The organism is Mesorhizobium sp. B4-1-4, from assembly GCF_006439395.2.
Classification (GTDB): Bacteria; Pseudomonadota; Alphaproteobacteria; order Rhizobiales; family Rhizobiaceae; genus Mesorhizobium.
This window is the reverse complement of record NZ_CP083950.1, coordinates 5,009,380-5,029,978: the sequence shown is the minus strand read 5'-3', so window position 1 is coordinate 5,029,978 and position 20,599 is coordinate 5,009,380. Positions and strand designations below refer to the sequence as shown.

At 63.2% G+C, this 20,599-nt stretch carries 18 protein-coding genes and 1 pseudogene; 9 read left to right on the top strand and 10 right to left on the bottom strand.

What is annotated here, in order from left to right:
• Positions 1–7: 7 nt before the first annotated feature.
• Positions 8–787 (bottom strand): ABC transporter permease, encoded by a 780-nt coding sequence (locus tag FJW03_RS24275; RefSeq protein WP_140699207.1) that lies wholly within the window; start codon positions 785–787, stop codon positions 8–10.
• 14 nt (positions 788–801) lie between these two features.
• Positions 802–1,728, bottom strand: a complete 927-nt coding sequence (locus FJW03_RS24270; RefSeq protein ID WP_140765691.1) for an ABC transporter ATP-binding protein — start codon at positions 1,726–1,728, stop codon at positions 802–804.
• Between the two features lie 239 nt (positions 1,729–1,967).
• On the opposite strand from FJW03_RS24270, the gene FJW03_RS24265 reads away from it, so the two are divergent.
• On the top strand, positions 1,968–3,329 hold the full coding sequence (locus FJW03_RS24265) for a cytochrome ubiquinol oxidase subunit I (RefSeq protein ID WP_140765689.1): 1,362 nt from the start codon (positions 1,968–1,970) through the stop codon (positions 3,327–3,329).
• 285 nt (positions 3,330–3,614) lie between these two features.
• Complete coding sequence (locus FJW03_RS24260) at positions 3,615–4,619, top strand: cytochrome d ubiquinol oxidase subunit II (protein ID WP_140765687.1); 1,005 nt, start codon at positions 3,615–3,617, stop codon at positions 4,617–4,619.
• 160 nt (positions 4,620–4,779) lie between these two features.
• Here FJW03_RS24260 and msrA read toward each other — a convergent pair whose 3' ends face one another.
• The 4 genes from msrA to FJW03_RS24240 all read right to left on the bottom strand — a co-directional run bounded on the left by msrA (position 4,780) and on the right by FJW03_RS24240 (position 8,206).
• Positions 4,780–5,505, bottom strand: coding sequence for a peptide-methionine (S)-S-oxide reductase MsrA (msrA, locus tag FJW03_RS24255; protein WP_140765685.1), 726 nt, complete (start codon positions 5,503–5,505; stop codon positions 4,780–4,782).
• A gap of 188 nt (positions 5,506–5,693) precedes the next feature.
• Positions 5,694–6,017 carry a hypothetical protein gene (locus FJW03_RS24250; protein WP_140765683.1) on the bottom strand — a complete coding sequence of 108 codons (324 nt, stop codon included), beginning with the start codon at positions 6,015–6,017 and terminating at the stop codon, positions 5,694–5,696.
• A gap of 109 nt (positions 6,018–6,126) precedes the next feature.
• Positions 6,127–6,825: a DUF1223 domain-containing protein gene (locus FJW03_RS24245; protein ID WP_140765681.1), complete on the bottom strand. Its 699-nt coding sequence runs from the start codon at positions 6,823–6,825 to the stop codon at positions 6,127–6,129.
• A gap of 331 nt (positions 6,826–7,156) precedes the next feature.
• On the bottom strand, positions 7,157–8,206 hold the full coding sequence (locus FJW03_RS24240; RefSeq protein WP_140765679.1) for a TadE/TadG family type IV pilus assembly protein: 1,050 nt from the start codon (positions 8,204–8,206) through the stop codon (positions 7,157–7,159).
• Between the two features lie 209 nt (positions 8,207–8,415).
• Here FJW03_RS24240 and lepA point away from each other — a divergent pair, with 209 nt between their 5' ends.
• The 3 genes from lepA (at position 8,416) to FJW03_RS24225 (ending at position 11,959) form a co-directional block, all read left to right on the top strand.
• Entirely contained in the window at positions 8,416–10,221 is a 1,806-nt protein-coding gene (lepA, locus tag FJW03_RS24235; protein WP_140765677.1) for a translation elongation factor 4, read from the top strand.
• A 113-nt stretch (positions 10,222–10,334) separates the two neighbouring features.
• On the top strand, positions 10,335–10,544 hold the full coding sequence (locus FJW03_RS24230; protein WP_140765675.1) for a helix-turn-helix domain-containing protein: 210 nt from the start codon (positions 10,335–10,337) through the stop codon (positions 10,542–10,544).
• Positions 10,545–11,218: 674 nt separating this feature from the next.
• The gene (locus FJW03_RS24225; RefSeq protein ID WP_140765671.1) at positions 11,219–11,959 is read left to right on the top strand and encodes a site-specific DNA-methyltransferase; all 741 of its coding nucleotides are present in this window, start codon (positions 11,219–11,221) and stop codon (positions 11,957–11,959) included.
• A gap of 36 nt (positions 11,960–11,995) precedes the next feature.
• Here FJW03_RS24225 and FJW03_RS24220 read toward each other — a convergent pair.
• Positions 11,996–12,957: pseudogene (locus FJW03_RS24220) on the bottom strand (DUF1402 family protein).
• A gap of 242 nt (positions 12,958–13,199) precedes the next feature.
• Between FJW03_RS24220 and FJW03_RS24215 the strand changes: the two are divergent.
• Positions 13,200–13,709: a hypothetical protein gene (locus FJW03_RS24215; RefSeq protein ID WP_140767346.1), complete on the top strand. Its 510-nt coding sequence runs from the start codon at positions 13,200–13,202 to the stop codon at positions 13,707–13,709.
• Between the two features lie 735 nt (positions 13,710–14,444).
• Here the strand turns inward: FJW03_RS24215 and FJW03_RS24210 are convergent.
• The 3 genes from FJW03_RS24210 to FJW03_RS24200 all read right to left on the bottom strand — a co-directional run bounded on the left by FJW03_RS24210 (position 14,445) and on the right by FJW03_RS24200 (position 17,907).
• Complete coding sequence (locus tag FJW03_RS24210; protein ID WP_140767347.1) at positions 14,445–16,085, bottom strand: ABC transporter substrate-binding protein; 1,641 nt, start codon at positions 16,083–16,085, stop codon at positions 14,445–14,447.
• 483 nt (positions 16,086–16,568) lie between these two features.
• On the bottom strand, positions 16,569–17,072 hold the full coding sequence (gene secB, locus FJW03_RS24205) for a protein-export chaperone SecB (RefSeq protein WP_140613437.1): 504 nt from the start codon (positions 17,070–17,072) through the stop codon (positions 16,569–16,571).
• A gap of 334 nt (positions 17,073–17,406) precedes the next feature.
• Positions 17,407–17,907, bottom strand: coding sequence for an FxsA family protein (locus FJW03_RS24200; protein WP_140767348.1), 501 nt, complete (start codon positions 17,905–17,907; stop codon positions 17,407–17,409).
• A 215-nt stretch (positions 17,908–18,122) separates the two neighbouring features.
• Between FJW03_RS24200 and FJW03_RS24195 the strand changes: the two genes are divergently transcribed.
• The 3 genes from FJW03_RS24195 (at position 18,123) to FJW03_RS24185 (ending at position 20,598) form a co-directional block, all read left to right on the top strand.
• Positions 18,123–18,830, top strand: coding sequence for a Tim44/TimA family putative adaptor protein (locus FJW03_RS24195; RefSeq protein WP_140613435.1), 708 nt, complete (start codon positions 18,123–18,125; stop codon positions 18,828–18,830).
• Between the two features lie 128 nt (positions 18,831–18,958).
• Positions 18,959–20,071 (top strand): murein transglycosylase A, encoded by a 1,113-nt coding sequence (locus FJW03_RS24190; protein ID WP_140767349.1) that lies wholly within the window; start codon positions 18,959–18,961, stop codon positions 20,069–20,071.
• Positions 20,071–20,598 carry a Smr/MutS family protein gene (locus FJW03_RS24185; RefSeq protein WP_140767355.1) on the top strand — a complete coding sequence of 176 codons (528 nt, stop codon included), beginning with the start codon at positions 20,071–20,073 and terminating at the stop codon, positions 20,596–20,598. The genes FJW03_RS24190 and FJW03_RS24185 overlap by 1 nt, the downstream gene beginning before the upstream one ends.
• Position 20,599 lies beyond the last annotated feature (1 nt).

Here is a 20,599-nt window from a genome sequence, read left to right as displayed (position 1 = left end):
AGCAGCGTCAGTTTCTTAGCCGGTAACCGGTCCGGAAGATCCAGGCGACGATCGCGATGCAGACGGCCAGGAAGACCAGCGTCATGCCGAGGCTGACGCCGACGGAGACGTCGGCCTTGCCGTAGAAACTCCAGCGGAACCCGCTGATCAGGTAGACCACCGGATTGAACAGCGTGATCGTCTTCCAGATGCCGGGCAGCATGTGGATCGAATAGAAGCTGCCGCCCAGGAAGGTCAGCGGCGTGACGATCAGAAGCGGCACCAGCTGCAGCTGTTCGAAGGTCTTGGCCCAGATGCCGATGATGAAGCCGAACAGGCTGAACGTCACCGCGGTCAGCACCAGGAAAGCGACCATCCAGAACGGATGCTCGATCCTGAGCGGCACGAACAATGCCGCGGTCGCCAGGATGATCAGGCCGAGCAGGATCGACTTGGTCGCAGCACCGCCGACATAGGCGATGATGATCTCCAGATAGGAGACCGGCGCCGACAGCAATTCATAGATCGAGCCGACGAATTTCGGGAAGTAGATGGCAAACGACGCATTCGAGATCGATTGCGTCAGGAGCGACAGCATCATCAGGCCCGGCACGATGAAGGCGCCGTAGCTGATGCCGTCGATCTCGGTGATGCGTGAGCCGATGGCCGAGCCGAAGACGACGAAATAGAGCGATGTCGAAATGACCGGCGAGATGATGCTCTGCAGCACGGTGCGGAAGGCACGCGCCATCTCCACCCGGTAGATCGCCCATACAGCACGAAGATTGGGGGCCGCACGAAGGTTCATGGCAGCGCGCAGGTTCATGGCTCTTGCCTCAGGAGATTGACGAAGATCTCTTCCAGCGAGCTGTTCTTGGTGTCCAGATCGCGGAACTGGATCCCGGCCGCTTCGAGATCGCGGATCAGCGAGGCGACGCCCGGCCGGTCGCTCTGGTTGTCATAGGTATAGGTGAGCTGGCTGCCGTCTGGCGCGAGCTCCAGCGCGTAGTGCGAGAGCCCGTCGGGCACACTGTCCAGCGGCGCGCGCAGCTCCAGCGTCATCTGCTTGCGGCCGAGCTTGCGCATCAGCTCCGCCTTGCCCTCGACCAGGATGATCTCACCCTTGTTGATGACGCCGACGCGGTCGGCCATCGCCTCGGCTTCCTCGATATAGTGGGTGGTGAGGATGATGGTGACGCCGTCCTCGCGCAGCCGTCGCACCATCGCCCACATGTCCTGGCGCAGCTCAACGTCGACGCCTGCCGTCGGCTCGTCGAGGAACAGGATGCGCGGCTCGTGCGACAGCGCCTTGGCGATCATCAGCCGCCGCTTCATGCCGCCCGACAGGGTGATCGCCTTGGCGTCCTTCTTGTCCCACAGCGACAGGTCGCGCAGCACCTTCTCGACAAAGGTCGGGTTGGCCGGCTTGCCGAACAGGCCGCGGCTGTAGTTGACCGTTGCCCAGACCGTCTCGAAGGCGTCGATGGTCAGTTCCTGCGGCACCAGCCCGATCAGGCTGCGCGCGGCGCGGTAATCGCGGCCGATGTCATGGCCGTCGACGGTGACGGTGCCCGAGGAGCGGTTGACGATGCCGCAGACGATCGAGATCAGCGTCGTCTTGCCGGCGCCGTTGGGGCCGAGCAGCGCGAAGATCTCGCCGCGCCGGATGTCGAGATTGACTTCCTTGAGCGCCGTAAAGCCAGTGGTGTAGGTCTTGGAGACCCCGGAAATGGACAGGATGGAGGGCATGTCTGAAACGGCTGCCTGAAAGAGGTCCCCTGATATAGGCCTGTTGTCGTTTCATGCAACCGGAAGTCAATGGCGCTGCTGACAGTTCTCGACATCGAGGCTTGGGGACCGGCCGAAAATGCGTCGCTTGCAACCGGCAAAATTGTCCTGTGGCGTTCGGCCTCGCGGCAGGACGCCGCTTTGACCTGAAGCCGCTTCGGGCCTATCCTTCGCGAGTATTACAGCAGCCGGAGCCCGTCATGGACCCGCTCATACTTTCGCGCATGCAGTTCGGCGCGAATATTTCGTTCCATATATTGTTTCCGACGATCACCATTGCGCTGGGCTGGGTGCTGCTGTTCTTCAAGCTGCGCTACAACGCGACCAACGATTCCGCCTGGATGCGTGCCTATTTCACCTGGGTGAAGGTGTTCGCTCTGTCCTTCGCCATGGGCGTGGTCTCGGGTGTTACCATGAGCTTCCAGTTCGGCACCAACTGGCCGGGCTACATGGAGCATGTCGGCAACATCGCCGGGCCGCTGCTCGCCTACGAGATCCTGACCGCCTTCTTCCTCGAGGCGGCCTTCCTCGGCATCATGCTGTTCGGTTTCCGCCGCGTGTCGAACCGCACCCACACTCTGGCCACCGTGCTGGTGGCTGGCGGCACCACGGTCTCGGCCTTCTGGATCATCGCGCTGAATTCCTGGATGCAGACGCCGGCCGGCTTCGTGATGGTCGACGGCAAGGCGCATGCGGTCGACTGGTGGGCTGTCGTCTTCAACCCCTCGATGCCCTATCGCCTGGTCCACATGCTGCTCGCCTCAGGCCTGACGGTTTCGTTCCTGATCGCGGGATTGTCGGCGCTGCGCTATCTCAATGGCGACCGGTCGGAATCGATGTGGAAGGCGTTGCGCACCGGCGTCTTCACCGCCGCGATCCTGATCCCGATCCAGATCTTGGCCGGCGACCAGCACGGGCTGAACACGCTGGAGCATCAGCCGCAGAAGATCGCCGCCATGGAGGCCAACTGGACCACCGGCCCCAACGTGCCGCTGGTGCTCTTCGCCCTGCCCGACGAGGCGGCGAAGGAGAACCGGTTCGAGGTGACCATTCCCGACGGGGCAAGCTTGATCCTGCGGCACAGCGCCAGTGGCGTCGTGCCGGGGCTGAACGATTTTCCGGGCAACCATCCGCCGGTCTTCCCCATCTTCTGGAGTTTCCGCATCATGGTCGGAACCGGTCTTCTGATGCTTGCCGTTTCCTGGTCGGCGGCCTTCTTCCTCAAGCGCCGGCACCGCCTGCCGAAGCCGCTCGCCCTGCTGATGGTGCCGATGGCACTGTCGGGCTGGCTGGCGACGCTGGCCGGCTGGTACACGACCGAGATCGGCCGCCAGCCCTGGCTGGTGACGGGTGTGCTGAAGACCGCCGACGCCGTCGGCCCGGTGGCGGGCAGCCATGTCGCGCTGACGCTCGCCGTCTATCTCATTCTCTACGTGCTGTTGCTGATCGCCTATCTCGGCGTGCTGGTGCACCTGGCGCTGAAGGCGGCCAATGATGGCGACACCTCGCCGCTGCCGGGTGTTCTCAACGCGCCGCTGTCGCAGCCGGCGGCAGGGGAGTGAACATGCCTTCCTCGCGGGTCCGCGCCGCCCCTCACCTGCCTGCCGGCATCCTCTCCCCGTATAGGGACGGGGAGAGGAGCGCTGTCATCGCCGCTTCCGCCAATCACCGGCGTTGCAAGAAGGTAGCCAACATTGCGGCCAGCCCCCTTCTCCCCGTCCCTATACGGGGAGAAGTGCCCGGCAGGGCGATGAGGGGCGGCGCTGATTTCGAACAATCGGGCGCAAGCGAACGCCTCGGAGATAGACGTATCGCGACAGAACGGCTCTGGCGGTGAGGAGAAAAAGATGACCTACGACTGGCCAACCCTGCTGCCGCTGATCTTCGCCGGCCTGATGGGCCTCGCCATCCTGATCTACGTCATTCTCGACGGCTTCGATCTCGGCATCGGCATCCTGTTCGCCGCGGCGGAAGACACCGAGCAGGACACGATGATCGCGGCGATCGGTCCGTTCTGGGACGCCAACGAGACCTGGCTGGTGCTGGCCGTCGGCCTGCTGCTGGTCGCCTTCCCGATGGCGCATGGCGTCATCCTGACCGCGCTCTACATTCCGGTTTTCGTGCTGCTGGTCGGGCTGATCCTGCGCGGCGTCGCCTTCGACTTCCGCGCCAAGGTGCCGACCGAGCGCAAGCACCGCTGGAACCGCATCTTCTTCCTCGGCTCGGTCATCGCCTCGCTGGCACAGGGCTATATGCTGGGCGTCTATGTGCTCGGCCTCGATGTCGGCCCGGGCGGCGTGGCGTTCGGCGTGCTGGTGGCGCTCTGCCTGGCAGCCGCCTACGCGGCGATGGGTGCGGCCTGGGTGATCTACAAGACCGAAGGCGCGCTGCAGAGGAAGGCGGTGCGCTGGCTGCGCACCACCCTGGTGCTGACCGCGCTCGGCATGGCGGCCGTGTCGCTGGCGACACCCTTCGCCAGCCCGCGCATCTTCGACAAATGGTTCGTCTGGCCCGAGATGCTGTACCTGTCGCCGTTACCGATCCTGTCGGCGCTGCTGTTCCTGTGGCTGTGGCGGCAGACCTTCCACCTGCCCAGGCCAGACGACCGCCATGCGCTGACGCCGTTCCTGACGCTGGCCGGCATCTTCGTGCTGGGCTTTGCCGGCCTCGCCTGGTCGTTCTACCCGTTCGTGGTGCCCGACCGGTTGACCATCTGGCAGGCGGCGTCGGCGCCCGAAAGCCTGGCCATCATCCTGGTGGGCACGGTGGTGGTGCTGCCGATCATCATCTTCTCTTCGTTCTATGCCTACCGTGTGTTCGGCGGCAAGGCGACCGATCTGACCTATGATTGAGAGCGGCTCTCCCCCCTTGAGGGGGAGATGGCCGGCAGGCCAGAGGGGGTCGGCTCGACCGGGTTCGGCCTCCTGCGGCGGCGGAAGGTTAGCGCTTCACGCGCACCGACCCCCTCTGTCGCCTTCGGCGACATCTCCCCCTCGAGGGGGGAGACTATACTCAATTGCTCGCCGACAGCACCAAAACCGGCTTTTCACTGTACAGCGCCGGGAACAGCGTCTTCAGGTTCGCCACCTTGGGAAGGTCGTTGTAGACGATGTAGGGGTAGGTCGGGTTCAGCGTCAAAAAGTCCTGGTGGTAGTTCTCGGCCGGATAGAAGGTCTTGCCCGTCTCCAGCGTGGTGACGATCGGCTCGGGGAACACCTTGGCCTTGTCGAGCTGGGCGATGTAGCTCTCCGCAATCTTCTTCTGCGCGTCGTTTTCGGCGAAGATCGTCGAGCGGTACTGGGTGCCTGAGTCCGGTCCCTGGTAATTGAGCTGCGTCGGGTTGTGGGCGACCGAGAAATAGACCTGCAGCAGCTGGCCGTAAGTGACCTTCGAAGGGTCATAGGTGATCTCTACGGATTCGGCATGCCCGGTGCGGCCGGTGCCGACCGTCTCGTAGACGGCGTTTTCCTTCGAGCCGCCAGTGTAGCCGGAGACGGCCCTGGCGACGCCCTTGACGTGCTGGAACACGCCCTGCACGCCCCAGAAACAGCCGCCGGCGAAGATCGCCGTCTCGGTGCCGCCAGCGGCCTTTTCGTCCATCGCCGGCGGCGGGATTTTCACCGCGTCCTCGGCGGAAACAGCCGGCGTCAGCCAGAAGGCGGCGCCGGCGGCGGCCAGGACGAGCGCGGCCAGCGCGCCCCGGACAAGGCCGGTCGAACGGTTCTTGATATTGGTCATGGTTGCACTCCTCATGGCTTCCACAGGGATCAGTCTATTGGATCGGATAGGTCGGCGCGATGCACGAGTTACGGCGGAAGCTCACATTCGTGTGCGTCGGCGCGCCCGCATCCCGGGTAAAATGACCGCCCCTGACCTTGGACAGGAACGGCCATGGCCAGGGACGGCGGGGAGCTGTGGCCCAAGGCCTAGTTGGCCGGAGCCGTCGCCCCCATCGCGTCCGCCGGCTTCATCGCGTCCGTCGCCGGCTTCATGGCATCGGCGGGCTTCATCGCGTCGGCTGGTTTCATGGCATCCGTCGCGGGCTTCATGGCGTCGGTGGCCATCGGATCAGCCGGCTTCATGGCATCGGTTGCCGGTTTCATCGCGTCCGCCGCCGGCGCCATCGCGTCCGTGGCCGGCTTCATGGCGTTGGTGGCGTCGTCGGCGCGGGCGATGCCGCCGGCCAGCAGCGCCGTCGAGCAGAGGGCGAGGGCGAGCGCGGGCAGCGTCAGGCGGAAAAGAACGGTCATGATGGTCTCCTTGGCTTTGGTCGTTGAGGGGGATGGCGGCTCTGTCAGCCACCGGCATTGGCGGCGCCGCAACGGCGGCGTCGCGCAATCTCGTTTGAAAGTGTGGTTGCTAGTTCGTGGTGGCGGCCAGGATCGGGCCGCCGCCCGGCGATTGCACCAGCACAGCCGTGCTGAGGCCGCCGGACGCCGCGGGCAGCGCATAGGTGGCGGCATCGCCGCTCCAGCTGCCGATCTTCTTCAGCGAGTGCACGACATTGGCGTGCGGCAAGGTGCGGCCGGTGTTTTCGCCGCGCGCCACCGGCACCTGGACGACGCCCCTGGCATAGCGCACCAGCCAGACATCGGCCTTGCCGCCCGGGGCCGGGCCGGCGCCGATCACGACCTTGCCGCCGTCGAGCGACAGCGACGGACCGCCGGTCTTGCCTGTGGCGGTGATCAGATGTTCGATCTCGCCCGGTGCGGCGCCGACGACATCGGCATGGCCGTTGACCACCACTTGCGGCGTGAACGGCCCGTCATGGCCAAGCGGCGGCTCGTAGGAAACCTGGCGCTGGGTGAACTCCTGCTTCCCGAACGTGTCCTTCCAGCCGAGATAATCCCAGTAGGTGACGTTGAAGGACAGCGCCAGAACGCCGGGCTGGTCCTTGACCTTGATGAGATTGGCATTGGCCGGCGGGCAGGACGAGCAGCCCTGGCTGGTGAACAGCTCGACCACGGTGAGCGGCTGGGCTTGCGCCGCCCCGAGCGTGGCCGCGAGCGCAAGCGCGCCGGACAATGCGATGAATTTGCTGCGTCTGGACTGCGACATCGGCTTGCTCCGTGGGGGACGGCGCTCCGTTGCGCCGGTCATATCCCCACTTCGCCGCCATTTGCGGCTTCGTTACAGAGCTCACCGGTTCGTGATGTTCTCGTGCGTCGCTGTGCCGTACAGGGTCCTTCTCCCCGTCACTATACGGGGAGAAGGTGCCGGCAGGCGGATGAGGGGCAGCGCCAACGTCCGGCTTTGGCCACCCCGGAAGAATTTTCCGATGGCAAAGTCTGTTTACAGACGCAGAAGGCAGCGCTGCCCCTCATTGCCCTGCCGGGCATTTCTCCCCGTATAGTGACGGGGAGAAAGACGCTGCACGAATGGTTTCGCCTTACTGCGTCAGCGCCGTGTTCGAGGGCCGCTGGTTGAAGTCGCACTTGCCGGAGACGGTGTAGAAGAAGTCCGCATTGGAGACTGGCGCCGGCACCGGACTGCCGCCGTCTTCCCAGGCCTGGTTGCTGGACTGGTTGCAAGGGACGGCGGAGAAGATGTCGACCTTTTGCCCGGTCGGCACTTCGACGCCGTCGATATAGAGCCGGTTGGAGGTGGTCGGATCATTCGTGGTGAGATATTGCGGCTTCCCCGATGGCACATACATCTGCATGTAGAGGCCACCCATCTGGCTGACGTCGATTGACGCGCCGGCGCCGTTGGCCGGGTACATCGTATCGACACAGTAATATTTCGTGCCGCTCGCATCCTGCTTGAGGGTCACGCCGGCGGGTGGGTTGTTGCCGACGGTGCAGACCTGCTTCTGGGCCACCGTGGTGACGGTCTTGCCGGTTGAATCGGTCGTCAGGACGCTGGTGGTGGTGGTGCCATAGCCTTTCGGATCTCCGGTCTTGCCATAGGTGTAGTCGATCGTCATCAGCGGCTTGGCCACCGTCGCCCCTAACTGCGTGCCGTAGAGCGTCATCGTCTTGTTCCACCAGCCCGACGCCCCGGTTACCTTAAAGTTCGCCTGCACCAGCGACGGCGGCTTGCTGACCGCCGAGGCGACGGCGATCGGTACGGTGTCAATCCTGGCGATGGTCATGAAAACGGTGGGCATGGCGAAACTTGCCGTGGCCCGCGCGGTGGTGGCGGTGGCGGTGGTGCCAGCCACGAAGCTGTTCAGCGTCGCGGTTCCCTGTCCACCGTTGGCAAGGAAGGTATCCTGCAGCACCTGCTGGCGCTGCGGCAGCGTCGAGGCGGTATCCATGGTGGTGATCGACAGGATCGCGGCATCCAGCGCCTGCTGCTGATTGGACCTGATCTGTACGGCCGACGTATAATCGACGGCAAAGCCGGCGACGGTGATCAGCGGCACCGTACACAGGAAGAACAGCGGCATGATGGAGCCGCTGCGGGAGCGGGCAAACCCGCTTGCAACATTGCGCATTTCTGACCCCCCGAAACACATGAGCGGCCGTGCGAATACCATGCCGCCGACAACCAAGGTCTAATGCGATCATTTAAAATTTATGCATCCCAGGCCGTCAGGCCCGGATTTTCGATTTTTCCGGCAATGCTCACCGCTTCGTGATCGCCAGGGCAGCCCTTGCGCCGCAAGCCTTGCCGCCGATTGCCGCCCCTGCTAAAGCGCCCGGCATGAGCACGCCCCTCGACCACATCCGCAATTTCTCCATCGTCGCCCATATCGACCATGGCAAATCCACGCTTGCCGACCGCCTGATCCAGCTGACCGGCGGGCTGGAGGCGCGCGACATGAAGGAGCAGGTGCTGGACTCGATGGACATCGAGCGCGAGCGCGGCATCACCATCAAGGCGCAGACCGTGCGGCTGAAATACCGTGCCTTGAACGGCGAGGACTATATCCTCAACCTCATCGACACGCCCGGCCATGTCGACTTCGCCTATGAGGTGTCGCGGTCACTGGCCGCCTGCGAGGGCTCGCTGCTGGTGGTGGACGCCTCCCAGGGCGTCGAGGCGCAGACGCTCGCCAATGTCTACCAGGCGATCGACAACAACCACGAGATCGTCGTGGTGCTGAACAAGGTCGACCTGCCGGCCGCCGAGCCCGAGCGCATCCGCGAGCAGGTCGAGGAGGTGATCGGCATCGACGCCTCCAACGCCGTGCTGATCTCGGCCAAGACCGGTCTTGGCATTCCCGACGTGCTGGAAGCCATCGTCCACCAGCTGCCGCCGCCGCGCGAGGGCGACGCCACCGCGCCGTTGAAGGCCATGCTGGTCGACAGCTGGTACGACGCCTATCTCGGCGTCATCGTCCTGGTGCGCATCATCGACGGCGTGCTGAGGAAGGGCCAGACCATCCGCATGATGGGCACCGGCGCCAAATACCTGGTCGAGCGCACCGGCGTGTTCACGCCCGCCCGCGTCAATGTCGAGGAGCTTGGCCCCGGCGAGTTCGGTTTCTTCACTGGCTCGATCAAGGAAGTGGCCGACACCCGCGTCGGCGACACCATCACCGAGGACAAGCGCCAGACCGCGCATGCGCTGCCGGGCTTCAAGCCGGCGCAGCCGGTGGTGTTCTGCGGCCTGTTCCCGGTCGACGCCGCCGATTTCGAGGATCTGCGCGCCGCCGTCGGCAAGCTGCGTCTCAACGACGCCAGCTTCTCCTATGAAATGGAAACCTCCGCCGCGCTCGGCTTCGGCTATCGCTGCGGCTTCCTAGGCCTCTTACATCTCGAAATCATCCAGGAGCGGCTGGAGCGCGAGTTCAACCTCGACCTCATCGCCACGGCGCCTTCCGTCGTCTACCGGCTGCTGCTCAATGACGGTTCGATGAAGGAGCTGCACAACCCGGCCGACATGCCCGACGTGGTGAAGATCTCGGCCATCGAGGAGCCATGGATCCGCGCCACCATCCTGACGCCCGACGACTATCTCGGCGGCATATTGAAGCTCTGCCAGGACCGGCGCGGCATTCAGGTCGACCTCTCCTATGTCGGCAAACGCGCCATGCTCACCTACGATCTACCACTCAACGAGGTCGTCTTCGACTTCTACGACCGGCTGAAGTCGATCTCCAAGGGCTACGCCTCCTTCGACTATCACCTGACCGACTACCGCGAGGGCGACCTGGTAAAAATGTCGATCCTGGTCAACGAGGAGCCGGTCGACGCGCTGTCGATGCTGGTGCACCGCACGGCGGCGGAAAAGCGCGGCCGCCAGATGGTCGAGAAGCTGAAGGAGCTGATCCCGCACCACCTCTTCAAGATCCCGATCCAGGCCGCGATCGGCGGCAAGGTCATCGCCCGCGAAACCATCTCGGCGCTGCGCAAGGACGTGACGGCGAAGTGCTACGGCGGCGACGTCTCGCGCAAGCGCAAGCTCTTGGACAAGCAAAAAGAGGGCAAGAAGCGGATGCGCCAGTTCGGCAAGGTGGATATCCCGCAGGAAGCGTTTATCCAGGCGCTGAAGATGGGGGATTGATCTCCGCTCCGTAAGCTAATTTTAGCTGCAAGCATCGAGGCAAACGGAAAGTACCCCACATTTGGTACATTTGAACCGTGGACAGATAGCCCGCAACCGGTTGCCATCTGAGGATGGTCGATGAGGAGCTAGCTAGATTCGGTGCCGCCCTTCGCTTGTTAAGGAGCGAGAGGGGTTATTCTCAAGAGGAATTTGCTGCTCTCATCGGGATCGATCGTTCCTATCTGGGTGGAGTAGAGCGCGGAGACCGCAATCCGTCTCTCAAATTACTTTTCAGGATTTGTAAAGCTCTCGGACTGCAGCCGAAGGAGCTTCTCAAATGACAGCTGGTATACCCGCTGAGAAAATATACAGCAGCGATAAGCGAGTATATAAAGAGAAGTCAATCTCAGCGCGACTAGAAGCGTTGTTTTTGAATAATATAGGACTAGTTGTGACACGCGAGCGTATTATCGAGGTTGCAACGGATCCGATTTCAGGCCGAGTCCCAGAAAATTGGCACCAACGACTGTCAGAACTTCGCACGGACAAAGGATATACGATCCTTGCGCAGAAGGATTGGAAAGTGCTTTCGCCTTCGGAGTATGTCATGCCGCACCCCGGAAGGCGACCTACTGCGGCTAAGCGCGTTATGCCAACACGTGAGTGCTGGGATTCTGTGTTGAAATTGGCCAAGGGTAGGTGCCAATGGATGGAGGATGGGCAACCTTGTGGATTAGCCAACGGAGACATTGATCCGATTGGCGGAGGCACTGTACGGTTAACGCCAGACCATTTGAGCCCTCACTCGATCAACCCTGACATCGACCCTGCCAATCCTGCACAATGGCAGGCCCTTTGTGGACGACACCAAGTAACTAAGAAGAACTACTGGGACGGGGCTAGCGGAAAAATCAACTTGTTAGGAATCCTGCAACATGCAAGCACTAAGCAAAAAGCCGAGGCTTTGCAGTTCTTGCTAGATTACCATAGGCTTGTGGCAAGAAAGAGAGATTAAGTGATAGACATTTTAAGTCCGATGGACGTCTTTGACTCTATCGCTGAATTTGAGAGAACAGGAAAACGTGCAAACGTGAGCATATTGGACCCTTGGTACAACAAGGGTCTGGGAGGGACTCGCGACGATTATTTATCATTTATCGAAGAAATATTGATTCGGCTTTGCCGGTTCAGTGATCATGTTTACCTGTGGGGGTTCCCCGAGATAGTCGCGACGTTTCTGCCGTTTATACCTAAAACCCACAAGTTGGAATGTTGGCTAACATGGTATTACAAAAACAATCCGTCTGTAATCCGAGGATGGAGGTCTTCGCAGCAGGCTTGCCTTCATCTTAGAACCGAGGATGCGGCCATGTATCCTCAACATTTCTTGAACGAAGTTCAGCTTGAGAAGTTGCGGGAGGGTAAACTCCGGTACATGCCCGGGCCAGCGAGCGTTCTGGAAGCGGCATTAAATATTGGTTTTGTGGGGCGGTCCGAACAAACTGGTCATCCGGCACAAAAGCCAGAGTCCATTTACAAATCCCTTATCCTAATGGCGACGGTGGAGGGAAATTTGGTCTTCGATCCAATGTGCGGCTCCGGAACAACGGGCGCAGTTTGTAAGCGCCTAGGTCGCGTAGCCGTGCTGGGCGACATGAACCCGGAGTATATTGAGATAACGCGGGCGCGGCTGGCGAAAGTTTATCCTGACTCTACCTCGGTCGACGATCGATTCGATTTTGCCATCGGCCAATAACTACCATCGACGTATCATGCTAGGGGTGTGAGGTGCCTAAAACAACGCCCTAAGCTCGTCCAATTTGTCGTTGACCAGCCAGCCATAATAATTCTCTTCCGGCAGCTTTTCCGGCTCGCCCGCGGCGCGGCGTTTGTCGTTTTCCGCCTTCAGCGCATAGGCGCGCTGCTCCGGATTGCCGACATTGTAGAGCGTGGCGGTCAGCCCCGGATTGCCCGAAATGTCGAAGCCGGCAATGCTCTTGTAGGCATCGATCGATTTCTTGATCGTCGCGGCGACATAAGGCAGCGTCAGGTCCGGATCCATGATGGTCTTGTAGACCGAGTTGGGATCGCCGACGTCGAGCTTCGGCAGGCCCGACACCTTGTGCACGAGATCGCTCATCTGCAAGGCGGTCAGCGGATTGAGTTGGCCGAGGCCGAAGGTCTGGCCAGCATAGTAGGGCTGGAAGAAAGTGGCGCCGAAGCGGTTGTCGGGGAAATCCTCGCCGCCGACGGGTCTTGCCGCGAAACGAATGGTTCCAGACCTGTTCACGGCATTCCCACAGATCGTAGCTGTCCGAGATTGCACCGCATTTTTTGAATTCCGGCCGCTGTACGAAATCGCTGACATCCTCGCCGTCATAAGCGAAGGACAGTTTGCTGGAGAGATAGGAGATCGCCTTGACGTAGTAGGTCTGCAGCCGGTCGTAGGCGTCGACATTATAGGTGTGCTCGCCGACGATGGCGCCGACAATATGCATAGGATCGATGCCATAGGCGCTTGCTGCCTTCTTGATCTTGCCGCGCAGATCGGCGTCGTTCTGCAGCAGCGCATAGACCTTGCGATACTTCGCCTGGAAGGTGGTGTTGGTCGCTTGCGTGCGCCGGGCTGGAGGCGCCGGGAATATCGGGCTGCTCGGCATTTCGGTTTCCCGGCGGCACCAGCGTCGCCGCGTCGGCGGCGAAAAGCGTCGCCGCCAGCGTCAAGCCGAGAATGAACAGGACCAATTTTTTCATGCGCCGCCGCCTACAGGTATTGCCGCGCAAACTAGGGTATCGCTCTTGGTCGAGTCGAGAGCGCCCCTTCGGTCGGCGAGACGAAAGGTGGCCAGATGGTACCATCTGGCCACATCTCGGCCAGCCGAAGGGCGACCTTCCAACTCTGAAGCTACCATGCTGCTCGCTTCAAGTTCTTCGCGGAAGTTATCCGCCTTCACGATCACCTATCCTACAGCATCCTTTTGATTGGGAGATATCAGATGCGTACTCTAGACACCACCGCCTCTCTCGGCCTCGCCATCGGCGGCATCTTCGGCCTTGCCGGCACCTTCGTCGCGAACGCTCCGCTGCGCGAAACGCTGTGGGCGATCGACGGCGTGGCGCTGGTGGTGGCGACGGCGTTGCTCACCATGAAATACCAGCGGCTGGGCAATGATTGCGTGGCCGCGGGCTTCCTGACCTTTCTGGCCGGCGAAAGCCTGCTGCTGGCCGGCAATGCGGCGGGGATCGAGGCCAGCGTGCCTTCCTATGTCGGCGGCATCTCGCTGTGGGCGGCGGCGCTGATCATGGTCAGCATGCCCAGCACGTTCGCGCTGTGGATGCGGTTCACCGCCTTCGTCGCCGCCGCGCTGTTCCTGGCCTCGGTGGGCATGGTGCTGTGGGGCACGCCGCTGCTGCCGACCTCGTCGCCGCTGCCCGCGGTAGGCTATCCCTTCCTGGTGGCGACCTTTGCTGGTTGGATCTGGACGCTGGTGAAGCCGGCGCGGTGAGACCATGTCGGCGCTGCTCAAAATCCGCAACAGCGCGTGCAGCAGCATGACGAATGTCGGCGCTGCCCCTCACCTGCCTGCCGGCATCCTCTCCCCGTATAGGGACGGGGAGAGGGGCGCTCGTCGCTGATTTCGCCAATCACCAACGTTGAAAGGTGGAGCCGGCGTTGCGGCCAGCTATTCTCTCCCCGTCCCTATACGGGGAGAGATGTCCGGCAGGACAGTGAGGGGCGGCGCGACGTCCGGGGGAGCACGCCGCTGCTGCCGACCTCCTAGCCCCTGCCCGCCGCCGGCTATCTGTTCCTGGTGGCGACCTTCGCCGGCTGGATCTGGGCGCTGGTGAGGCCGGCGCGGTGAGAGCGCTGGCGCTGCTCAAAATCCGCAACAGCGCGTGCAGCAGCATGACGAATGTCGGCGCCGCCCCTCACCTGCCTGCCGGCATCCTCTCCCCGTATAGGGACGGGGAGAGGGGCGCTGTAATCGCGGCCTTCGCCAACCGCTGACGTGCAGAAAAGGTGCCGGCGTTGCGGTCAGCTCCTCTCGCCCCGTTTACGGGGAGAGATGTCCGGCAGGACAGTGAGGGGCGGCACGACGTCTGGGGGAGACGCGCGACAGTGGGAGCCCTAAACCTCACATGGCTTCTTCGCGGATGTCGCCCCCCGCTCCGTCCCGGCTTTGCCGGGCCACCTCTCCCCCACATTCGTGGGGGCGAGGAAACCTAGGCCGCGCTCAGTCTCAACTCTCAATCCAGACCTTTTCAAAGTGCTGCTCCAGCGCCTGGTGCTGTTCGCAGCCTTCGATGCCCTTGCGGTAGGTCCGGTAGACCGAGCGCCAGTAGGGCTGGATGATGATGCCTGAATCGCGTAAATTCTTCTCGATGCCGGCCATGATCTCCTTGCGCTTGATAGGATCGGGCATGGCAAGCGCCTTGTCGAGCAGCTCGTCGAACTCCTTGTTGGAATAGGCGCTTTCGTTCCAGGCCGCGCCCGATTTATACGCCAGCGCCAGCACCTGGACGCCGAGCGGGCGGCCGAGCCATTCGGTGCAGGAATAGGGGAACTTGCTCCAGTCGTTCCAGAAGGTGGCGGCGGGCAGCACGGTGCGCTTGATCTTGAGGCCGGCCTCGCGGATCTGCGCGGCAATCGCATCCGCCGTGCTCTTCTGCCATTCGATGTCGACCGAGATCAGCTCATATTCATGGTCCGCCTTGCCGGCCTCGGCGATCAGCTTCCTGGCCGCCTCGACGTCGCGCCGGGCCGGGCCGATATCGGCATACTCGGGGTGCATGGGGCCGACATGGTGGTTGTCGGCGGGCTTGCCGCGGCCGTCGAGGCCAAGCTTCAGCACGGCGGAATTGTCGACGGCGAGCTGCGCGGCGCGGCGCACCTTGACGTCATCATAGGGCGCGTTGGAGACATTGAAGCGGGCGACGATGGTGGAGCCGGTGGCGATCTCGGAATTCTTCAGCCCCATCTTCTCGGTCTGCGACACGGCATCGGAGGCGGTTTCGTGGTCGGTGTCGATCTCGCCGGATTCGAAGGCCGACAGCATGGCGTTGGGGTCGGAGCCGTAGTCGATCCACTGGATGCCATCGAGGTAGAAGTCGCCCTTCCACCAGGGCTTGTCCTTGCGCTTCACCTCGGCACCCGTCTCGGCGTCCCATTTCACCAGTTCGCAAGGGCCGGTGGTGATGGCCAGCGCCTTGAGCGGATCGCCATTGCCATCATAGGAGCGGTGCATGATCAGCGCCGGATAGTCGGCCATGCCGGCGATCAACGAGATGTCGGGCTTCGGCAGATTGAGTTTTATCGTGTAGTCGTCGACCTTCTCGATGCCGCCATCGACCACCTTCTTGGTGTCGGCGTTGACCAGCGCGCCCATGCGCGCGGCGACCGAATTGCCGGCCACACCGGCCTCGCACCAGCGGTTGAGGTTGTGGACGACATCGTCGGCGTTGAAGGCGTCGCCATTCGACCAGGTGATGCCCTTGCGGACATGCAGCGTCAGCGTCCTGGCGTCGTCGCTCATCTCCCATTTTTCCAGCAGCCAGGGCTCGAAGGTGAAGTCGGTGTTCCAGCGCACCAGATATTCGTTGCAGTGGCGGGCGACGTTGGACATTTCGACACCGTCGAAGGTGCGCGGGTCCTTGAACCCCTTGACGTTCATGGCGACACGAAGCACGCCGCCCTTCTTCGGTTCCGCCGCGCGGGCCGGCGTCGGGACGATGCCGCCCAGGGCAAAAGCGCCGGCGGCGCTGACGCCGAGGCCGGCCATGAGCGCAAAATATTCGCGGCGGTTGATGCCCCCCTTCCTGAAATCGTCGGCGACGGGCTTGGCCTTCGGGTGCAGCTTGCGGTCGGTCAGCATGAATTTCATCGTCGTTCCCTCTTGTTGGTGCATGCCGCCCACAATGCGAGGCGGTTCTGGGACAACGGCATGCACGGAAATTGGCCCCGGCCGATCGCCAATGCAGGGTGGCCGCGACCGTCGGGGCGTCATTGCCTGAGAGGGAATGATAGGGCGGGGTGACGCGGCGGAATGTTCTGGAATCCGCAGGACTTGTGCGCTGGTCCGCAAGGGTCGCGGGGCGGGTACGGGCGCGACTTCGTCATCCTCGGGCGGAGCGGGAGCGAAGCGGACGCGCAGACCCGAGGATCCATGCCGCGATATCCGCCTTAAAGCGCAAGGGAGCAGAATTCTGGACCGTGGCGACGCTCAGGGGTCGCGGCATGGATCCCGGGGTCTACGCGCGTCGCTTCGCTCCTTGCTTCGCCCCAGGATGACGAACGGGGCGGCTGCAGCACCAACAAAAAACCCGGCGCGAGGCCGGGTTTTTCGGGACATGCCGTCAGCCGGGCGTCAGCTCACCTGGGTCTTGGAGGCGGCGGCCTGGTCTTCGGCGATCTTTTGCTGGAACATCTGGGCGAAATCGATCGGGTCGAGCATCAGCGGCGGGAAGCCGCCATTGCGCGTCGCCTCGGCGATGATCTGGCGGGCGAAGGGGAACAGCAGGCGCGGGCATTCGATGAACAGGATCGGCAGCATGTGCTCCTGCGGGAAGCCCGAAATGGCGAAGACGCCGCCATAGACCAGCTCGACGTTGAACAGCACTTCCTGGTCGAAGGAGGCCTTGGCGTTCAGCGTCAGGTTGACGTCGAACTGCTTGTCGGAGAGCGGATTGGCGTTGACGTTGACATTGATGGCGATGCCGGGAGCCTTGTCGCGGCCGCGCAGGGAATTCGGCGCGCCGGGGCTTTCGAAGGACAGGTCCTTGACATACTGGGCCAGGACGTTGAGCGACGGCTGCGTCGCGTTGCCGTTTCCGTTGGCGGCGCCGGCGGGCGCGTCATCATTGCTGGCCATGAGCCTGATATCCTTTTGCCTGGGCAGCGTTGCTGACCGAATTGAAATCGGGCGTTCGCTACCATGGCCGGCATGACAAGACAAGGTTTGCGGCCTTGCTTCTCACCTCGTCATCCCAGGGCGAAGCAGCCGCGCAGCGGCGTCGCGGAGACCCTGGGATCCATGCCGTGACCGTGGCCAAGGAATACGGCGGCTCGATCCTCACAACGGCGCGGCAGGGTGGATATCTTCCACCATAGCGGCGTTCAGAGATCGCGGCATGGATCCTGGGGTCTGCGCAAGTCGCTTCGCTCCTTGCTCGGCCCCAGGATGACGAAGCGTAGGACAGGCCCAGCTAGTCGTCCTTCAGCCGCCGCCAGGGCGAGTTGTGATCGGGGCCGCGCTTCAGATCGTCCTCGCGCGAATAGTCGCCGTCGTCGAGGTCGATGACCCTGTCGCGCGGCCGGCCGCGGAAGCCGCCTGGCGAAAAGTTGGTGGCGACGACGATGCGGCCCTTGAACCTGCTCCAGGCGAGGTCACGCACCGGGGGCAGGAACAGCAGCAGGCCGATAATGTCTGATATGAAGCCGGGGATGATCAAAAGGATCGCGGCGACCACGATCATGGCGCCATGGGCAAGCTGGCGGCTGGGGTCGCGGCCGGCATCCATCTCGGCGCGGATGCGGGCCATGACGTCAAAGCCCTGGTGCCTCAGCAGCAAAACGCCGGCAAGGCTGGACGCGACCACCAGGCCGACCGTCGCCAGGGCGCCGACCTCGCGGCCGACGATGACGAAACCGGCGATTTCCAGTAGCGGAAGCGCGAGGAGGAAGAGGGGTAGCAAGGAGATGCGCAAGTCTTGCCAACCTTTTCTGTCGTTTGGCCGTATCGATTGTTTTGGCCGTTGGCGACCAATCGCCGCTGGCCCTGGGGCTGTTAGATAGGTATGCCTGCCTTTAATTTGAATGATTGCGCCTTGCGTTCTATATGCTTTGGATATTGAACGCTATGCGACCGTGGGCTCCGGGCCGGGCGGTCCGGCCAAGAGACAGGGATTGATTGGCGGAAGATATGGGTTTCTTCGACTTCGGCACGATTTTCTTCCTGATCGCGGCGGTGGTGATCTTCTTCCAGCTGCGCAATGTGCTGGGCCGTCGGACCGGTAGCGAGCGGCCGCCCTTCGATCCCTACACGGCGGCGCGCACCGACAAGGACGCCACGCAGAAGCCCGAAAATGTCGTTTCGCTGCCGCGCAAGCGGCTGCCCGGCGAGCCGGCGCCGGCCGACGCCTACACGGCCATCGATGCCTTCGCCAAGCCCGACACCGATCTCAACAAGGGCCTACGCGCGATCAAGGATAATGACCCGTCCTTCGACCCGAAGGGTTTCGTCGACGGCGCCAAGATGGCCTATGAGATGATCGTCATGGCCTATGCCGACGGCGACCGAAAGACGCTGAAGAATCTCCTGTCGCGCGAGGTCTATGACGGCTTCGTCGCCGCGATCAGCGAACGCGAGGCCAAGTCCGAGAAGATCCAGTCTTCCTTCGTCGGCATCGACAAGGCCGACATCGTCTCGGCCGAGATGAAGGGCGGCGAGGCGCATGTGACGCTGCGCATCATCAGCGAGCTGATCTCGGCGACGCGCGACAAGGCAGGCACCGTCATCGACGGCGATCCCGAAACCGTGGCCGAGGTCAAGGATGTCTGGACCTTTGCCCGCGACACGCGCTCGCGCGATCCGAACTGGAAGCTCGTCGCCACCGAAGAAGAAGACTGAGCCCCGATGCATGTCGCCCAAAAGTGCGAAGCGGTTTTGGGGCGACGGCATGCATCAGAACCTGGGCTTGAAGCGCGTCGCATGACGCTCTTCGAGCCCAACGTCCTTTAGACAGGCGGCGGGCTCCGGTGTCGCTATCGCCTTTCTTCGCGGCAAAGTCCTTTGACGATCTTCCCGGCTGGGCCGACGACGACCATCTGCCGGCCTTCGAGGCTTTTCGCCGGTCCGCCTTTCATGCGCCGGTAAAACCCTATCGCAGCGGCGCGCTCGGTGTCGATTTCGGCGCCTTCGCCGAGGCCTATGCCGAAGCGCGCGGTGTCTCTTGCGCCAGCCGATTGGAAGCCCGCGCCTTCTTCGAACACCATTTCGTCCCCATGCTGGTTGTCCCAACGCTGGTTGGGGCCAAGACCGGCGCCGGGCTCGTCACCGGCTTCTACGAACCGCAAGTCGAGGCCTCGCCGGTGCGGACGGCGCGTTTCGTCGTGCCGCTGCTTTCGCGCCCGGCCGATCTCGCCGATGTCGACGATGCCAACCGGCCGCCCGGAATGGACCTCTATCTCGCTTTCGCGCGCCGGACGGCGAGCGGACTGGCCGAATATCCCGACCGCGGCGCGATCGAGCGCGGCGCGCTTTCCGGCCAGGGGCTGGAGATCGCCTGGCTGGCCGACAAGGTCGATGCCTTCCTCATCCACGTGCAGGGGGCGGCACGGCTTGCCATGACCGACGGACGGCTTTGCCGCGTCACCTACGCCGCCAAATCCGGCCAGCGTTTCACCGGGCCCGGCAAGGTGTTGAGCGAGACAGGTGAAATCCCGATGGCTGACGTGACGATGCAGTCGATCCGCGCCTGGTTCAAGGCGCATCCGGAGCGCGTCGACGAGATCCTGTGGCAGAACCGCTCCTACATCTTCTTCCGCGAGGCGGATGTGGAGGACGCCGCTCTCGGCCCGATCGCCGCCGCCAAGGTGCCGCTGACGCCGGGCCGCTCGGTCGCGGTCGACCGGCTGCTGCACACGTTCGGCACGCCTTTCTACATTGACGCGCCGACGCTCACCGCCTTCGAGGCGAAACCCTTCCGGCGGCTGATGATCGCGCAGGACACCGGCTCGGCCATCACCGGGCCGGCGCGCGGCGACCTGTTCGCCGGTTCGGGCGATGCCGCTGGCGAGATCGCCGGCGTGGTGCGCAATGCCGCCGATTTCTATGCGCTGGTGCCGCGCGCGCTGATCGGGCGCACATGATGGAAAAGCGTGCCGACAAGCTCAGCGAGGACGACCGGGTGCTTTGGAGCCTGGTGGCGCGCACGGCCAAGCCACTGAAGGGCCGGGCCGCGATCGACATTCCCGACATGACGGCTGATGCCAGGCCGGCGACGCCACAAGCGGCCCAGCCCGCCGCCAATGCAGCGGCGGCAAAGCCGAAGGCCCAGCATGTCACGCACCGGCTCGATGAGCCGACGCTCGACAAATTGTCAAAAGGCCGGCTGCCGATCGAGGGCCGCGTCGACCTGCACGGCATGACCCAGGACGAGGCCTATTCGCTGCTGTTCTCGTTCCTGCACCGGGCGCATGCCGGAGGCGTCCGCTATGTGCTGGTCATCACCGGAAAGGGGTCCTCCTCGGGCGGTGACGGCGTCCTGCGGCGCGCCGTGCCCGCCTGGCTGTCGACGCCCGCTTTCCGGCCGCTGGTCTCCAGCCACGACCATGCCGCCCGCAACCATGGCGGGTCCGGCGCGCTTTATGTGCGGCTGCGGCGGGTGCGGCCGTGAG

Excerpts from the sequence above, each read along its gene's own strand:
- FJW03_RS24215 (WP_140767346.1), top strand. The coding sequence starts at position 13,200 with ATGCGTACTCTAGACACCACCGCCTCTCTCGGCCTCGCCATCGGCGGC.
- FJW03_RS24240 (WP_140765679.1), bottom strand. The coding sequence starts at position 8,206 with ATGCGCAATGTTGCAAGCGGGTTTGCCCGCTCCCGCAGCGGCTCCATC.
- secB (WP_140613437.1), bottom strand. The coding sequence starts at position 17,072 with ATGGCCAGCAATGATGACGCGCCCGCCGGCGCCGCCAACGGAAACGGC.
- FJW03_RS24275 (WP_140699207.1), bottom strand. The coding sequence starts at position 787 with ATGAACCTTCGTGCGGCCCCCAATCTTCGTGCTGTATGGGCGATCTAC.
- FJW03_RS24230 (WP_140765675.1), top strand. The coding sequence starts at position 10,335 with ATGGTCGATGAGGAGCTAGCTAGATTCGGTGCCGCCCTTCGCTTGTTA.
- FJW03_RS24195 (WP_140613435.1), top strand. The coding sequence starts at position 18,123 with ATGGGTTTCTTCGACTTCGGCACGATTTTCTTCCTGATCGCGGCGGTG.
- FJW03_RS24265 (WP_140765689.1), top strand. The coding sequence starts at position 1,968 with ATGGACCCGCTCATACTTTCGCGCATGCAGTTCGGCGCGAATATTTCG.
- FJW03_RS24185 (WP_140767355.1), top strand. The coding sequence starts at position 20,071 with ATGGAAAAGCGTGCCGACAAGCTCAGCGAGGACGACCGGGTGCTTTGG.
- FJW03_RS24210 (WP_140767347.1), bottom strand. The coding sequence starts at position 16,085 with ATGAAATTCATGCTGACCGACCGCAAGCTGCACCCGAAGGCCAAGCCC.
- lepA (WP_140765677.1), top strand. The coding sequence starts at position 8,416 with ATGAGCACGCCCCTCGACCACATCCGCAATTTCTCCATCGTCGCCCAT.
- FJW03_RS24270 (WP_140765691.1), bottom strand. The coding sequence starts at position 1,728 with ATGCCCTCCATCCTGTCCATTTCCGGGGTCTCCAAGACCTACACCACT.
- FJW03_RS24250 (WP_140765683.1), bottom strand. The coding sequence starts at position 6,017 with ATGACCGTTCTTTTCCGCCTGACGCTGCCCGCGCTCGCCCTCGCCCTC.
- FJW03_RS24260 (WP_140765687.1), top strand. The coding sequence starts at position 3,615 with ATGACCTACGACTGGCCAACCCTGCTGCCGCTGATCTTCGCCGGCCTG.
- msrA (WP_140765685.1), bottom strand. The coding sequence starts at position 5,505 with ATGACCAATATCAAGAACCGTTCGACCGGCCTTGTCCGGGGCGCGCTG.
- FJW03_RS24245 (WP_140765681.1), bottom strand. The coding sequence starts at position 6,825 with ATGTCGCAGTCCAGACGCAGCAAATTCATCGCATTGTCCGGCGCGCTT.